Source organism: Pseudomonas sp. P5_A2_2, assembly GCF_054177685.1.
Genome location: NZ_JBGCUL010000435.1, coordinates 1 through 3,729 on the forward strand (window position 1 = coordinate 1; position 3,729 = coordinate 3,729).

The 3,729-nt window shown below is 59.8% G+C and carries 3 protein-coding genes and 1 pseudogene; 3 read left to right on the forward strand and 1 reads right to left on the reverse strand.

Going from position 1 to position 3,729, the window contains the following annotated elements:
- Positions 1–190: 190 nt before the first annotated feature.
- The 3 genes from ACXRVY_RS19900 to ACXRVY_RS19910 all read left to right on the forward strand — a co-directional run bounded on the left by ACXRVY_RS19900 (position 191) and on the right by ACXRVY_RS19910 (position 3,351).
- Positions 191–871 carry a TetR/AcrR family transcriptional regulator gene (locus tag ACXRVY_RS19900; RefSeq protein ID WP_457265886.1) on the forward strand — a complete coding sequence of 227 codons (681 nt, stop codon included), beginning with the start codon at positions 191–193 and terminating at the stop codon, positions 869–871.
- A gap of 315 nt (positions 872–1,186) precedes the next feature.
- Positions 1,187–2,674 carry a flavin monoamine oxidase family protein gene (locus ACXRVY_RS19905; protein ID WP_457265885.1) on the forward strand — a complete coding sequence of 496 codons (1,488 nt, stop codon included), beginning with the start codon at positions 1,187–1,189 and terminating at the stop codon, positions 2,672–2,674.
- On the forward strand, positions 2,674–3,351 hold the full coding sequence (locus ACXRVY_RS19910; RefSeq protein WP_458238054.1) for a c-type cytochrome: 678 nt from the start codon (positions 2,674–2,676) through the stop codon (positions 3,349–3,351). Before ACXRVY_RS19905 ends, ACXRVY_RS19910 begins: the two co-directional genes overlap by 1 nt.
- A gap of 148 nt (positions 3,352–3,499) precedes the next feature.
- On the opposite strand, the pseudogene ACXRVY_RS19915 reads toward ACXRVY_RS19910, so the two are convergent.
- A pseudogene (locus ACXRVY_RS19915) lies at positions 3,500–3,729 on the reverse strand (hypothetical protein); the annotation flags it as partial.

A 3,729-nucleotide genomic window follows, 5' to 3' on the forward strand; every position in this document is an offset into this window, starting at 1 on the left:
CTTCGGGATAGCCCTGGCATAGCGGACCAGCTTCTGCGTCGAGTCTTGCAAGGGTGCTTTCTTCAAATAAATTCCATATGCTGAGCCGCAAATAGCAAGTTGCAGCTTTTTCACTGCAACTGTTACTCCGATCAATTGAGYCAGCGAAAATTATCCCTTTCCTATGCCTGATTCACGCCCCCAGACGCCCATGAACAACAGCTCTCAAGCCAGTGATAGCGAATCCGAACCGGTCTCCCGCCGGGGTCGGCCCGTAGGCGACCACAAGGCGAAACGGGCCGAGTTGCTGGCGGCGGCGATCGCGGTGATCGCACGCGAGGGCTATGCCGGAGCTTCGATGCGCAAAGTGGCGCAGCACGCCGGGTGTACGACGGGAGCGGTGACCTACTACTTCGCAAACAAGGAGGAGATGATCACCGCTGTCGCACAAAGCCTGTTCGACCAGATCGACACTTTGCTGGAGAACAACCAGGAGCGGATCGATATCAAGGCTCTCATCGAACAATGGCTCGATTGGACGAACACCGATGAGCCGGACCCATGGCTCGCATGGCTCCAATTGCTTGGCTACGCAAGGCACGAACCGGCTTTCGCCGGCGTCATCAAGCAACGATATGCCCGGTTCCGCCAGGTGTTTACATCGGTACTGGAGAGAGGGCAAAGCCAAGGCATAATCCGCGACGATATCCCCGCCGAGTTGCTCGCCGATCAGCTCAGCGCGATCAGCGATGGATGGATGATGATGTTGCCGATCGAACCTGAACGGTTCGGTTCGAGCCGAGGTCAATCCCTTCTCGATGCCCTCATGACCTTGATCACTCCACCCCAACCGCAAAAACCACCTTCCAAGAGAAAGGCAGTCGCCAAGTAAAGCAGTTGACGCACGATGCTGAGTTGGCCTTCACGGGCAGCGCACTTCTCCAGGATCATTAGGTCGGGGCTGCGCACCGTGCTTTCTTGTAATGGCTATTAAATGGCACCGACTGCCTTGTTCTGACCGCCCTATCCAGCAGGACACCTGCCCTTATCATGCCGCGGCCCACTCCACCGGCGGCAAGGCCTGCGTCGTCCTCCATCCTCCTCAACACCAAACGCCCTTCTATTCTGCTTTGCACGGTTTCAAATGTGCTGTATTTTTACATAACGATTGTTATGTAAAAACACAATAAATATGACAGAGGCGAAGATGGATTCAGATAACGATGAATTGTCGCTGCCAGCGCGCCAGCGACGCTTGCTGCTTCAGGCGATTGGAAGCGTCACCTTGATCGGAGGGATCGCACTGAGCGGGCGGGCCACGGCTCAGGAGCTACATGCTGGCCAGGACGACGTCCTTGACGTAGCCATCATCGGGGCAGGACTCGCCGGCCTGACTTCGGCGCGGGACCTGCGCCGCGCTGGCTGCGAGTCCTTCGTCGTACTCGAGGCCCGGGACCGTGTCGGTGGGCGCACCTACAACCACGACCTGGGCAAAGGCGTTGTGTCGGAAGCCGGTGGCGAGTGGATCGGCCCCGGCCAGACGGCCATTTTCGACCTGGCCCGTGAACTCGAGATCGACACCTTCCCGACCTATTACCAGGGCAAAAACGTCTACCTGGTGGGTGACGCCAAATTCGAACAGGACCTGACCAAAGGCCAGAACTCCAATGCGTCGATAGTCGAGAAGCTGAATGAACTTGCGCGGGGAGTACCCAGCAAGGAGCCATGGACCGCGACGGATGCGGCTGCCCTTGACAAACTGTCGGTCGGCGAGTGGCTGACGCAGCAGGGGGGCAGCAATGAGAGCAAGCTCGGCTTCGATACCTCCATAGGCCTGACAACTGGAACCCCTCCCTCAGTACTGGCGCTGTTGCACTACCTGTCCCTCATCAATTCCGCCGATTGCCGCATGGAAAAACTCGAGGGGTTCAAGGGAGGCGCCCAGGAAACTCGCTTCGTCGGTGGCTCGCAGATCCTCAGTATCAAGATGGCAGAGGCACTGGGTGACAAGGTCAAATTGTCCTGCCCGGTACGCAAGATCGTCGGCTGGGACCGAGATGTGGTCGAACTGCATACCGACCAGGGCGTCATTCGCGCCAGGCAGGTCATCGCTGCGCTGCACCCGGCCCTGTGCAATCAGATCAGCTTCGATCCCCCCCTCCCCAGCGGGCGCGCACAGTTACAGCGTCTCTGGCCGTCCCATGCCCCCATGCGCAAGACCGTACATGTCTATGAGCGTCCGTTCTGGCGGGACAAGGGCCTGAACGGCCAGATCACGCAAGCCGACGGACCGCTAATCCTGTCCTATGACAATTCGCCTCCGGATGGCAGCGTCGGTGTCCTCAGCGCCTTCGTCAGAAGCGGCCAATTGCCCCACGATGCCAACGCCGCCCAAAGCGCCCTGTCAGCCATCTATGCACAAGCAATGGGCAATGAAGCGTTGCACCCCATCCAGTTCCACGACCACGACTGGGGCAAGGTCGATCCCTGGACCCTCACCTGCGTCGCGTCAATACCCCCTGGTTTTCTGACCAAATGGGGTCAGTACCTGAAACCGTCGGTCGGCCGCCTGATCTGGTCCGGCACTGAAACGGCCGATCTCTGGGCCAGTTCGATGGATGGTGCTATCCGTGCCGGCCACCGGGCAGCACTCGAAGCGCTCCAGGCGCTGGTTCAACGCCGGAGGAGCGTGTGATGAAGCGAGCATTTGTGATTAGTGCGGTCGTGACAGTTGCGGCCTTGGCGGTATCGAGCGCGATATATGGCCCGGAAATGGTGGCGGGCTATCGCTTCATGGACGCCCTCGACCAGCATTATGCCAACTACGAGGCCAATGGCGGCGCTTGGCCACAGATCCAGGATTCCTGCGCACTTTGCCACGGCGCCAATGGCCAGCCCCGGGACGCACAGTACGCTTCCCTGGCCGGTCTACCCGCGCCGTACAWCGAAGCCCAGTTGCACGCCTTCGCCGAAGGGCGTCGACACAGCCCGCAAATGAGCCCGCTCGCAGCTAATCTGACTACAGATCAAATCAAGTCCCTGGCGGACTATTTCGCGCGTCAGCAGCCGGAAAGGACAGAGGCCCCCAGCCACGATGAAGCGCTGGAACAACGTGGACAAGCCACAGTCGCAACCAGGGGATGCGCCGCCTGCCATGGCGAGGGCCTGTCGGGTGGCCCGCTCGCTCCCCGCATTGCGGGCCAGGGCGAACACTACTTGATAGACCAGCTCACCGCCTTCAAGCAGGGGCAACGCAAGGACCCCAACCAGGCCATGAACGCCATGACCAGCACACTCTCGGAGGAGGAGATCAGGGCCACGGCCCACTTCCTGGCCAACCAGACGCCAGCTTCGACCCCGAGAGCCAAATAGCCCGTTGTTCATGAAGGTGAGCATGGACGCTCACCTGCCCCACATTCCCATTCGAAAGACAGAACTCCCCCCGGATCTACAGAAAGGCCGGAGTCAACGAATGAGCCGCCAGAAAATGGCGGCTCATTCCATGCAGCTCGCAAATCGGTTAGCGGGCCTGCACAAGCGACCGAGACGAACCTCCCATCGCGCGCGCCAGCGCGCCATAGGCGTAATACAGTTGGATCATGGTGTAAGACCAAGTGGTCAAGGCGAAGGTCATGAACACCATTTTGGTGTCATCACCCGGGATCGGGAAGAAGTCATAGACGAGAGCCACGCCCAAGGCAACCGCAGCACCCACCGCCGTAGCCAGCGCGTGCAGGTTCTCTCCGGCAC

Bases quoted from the DNA above. Each gene is read 5' to 3' on its own strand.
- ACXRVY_RS19900 (WP_457265886.1), top strand. From the start codon at position 191: ATGAACAACAGCTCTCAAGCCAGTGATAGCGAATCCGAACCGGTCTCC.
- ACXRVY_RS19905 (WP_457265885.1), top strand. From the start codon at position 1,187: ATGGATTCAGATAACGATGAATTGTCGCTGCCAGCGCGCCAGCGACGC.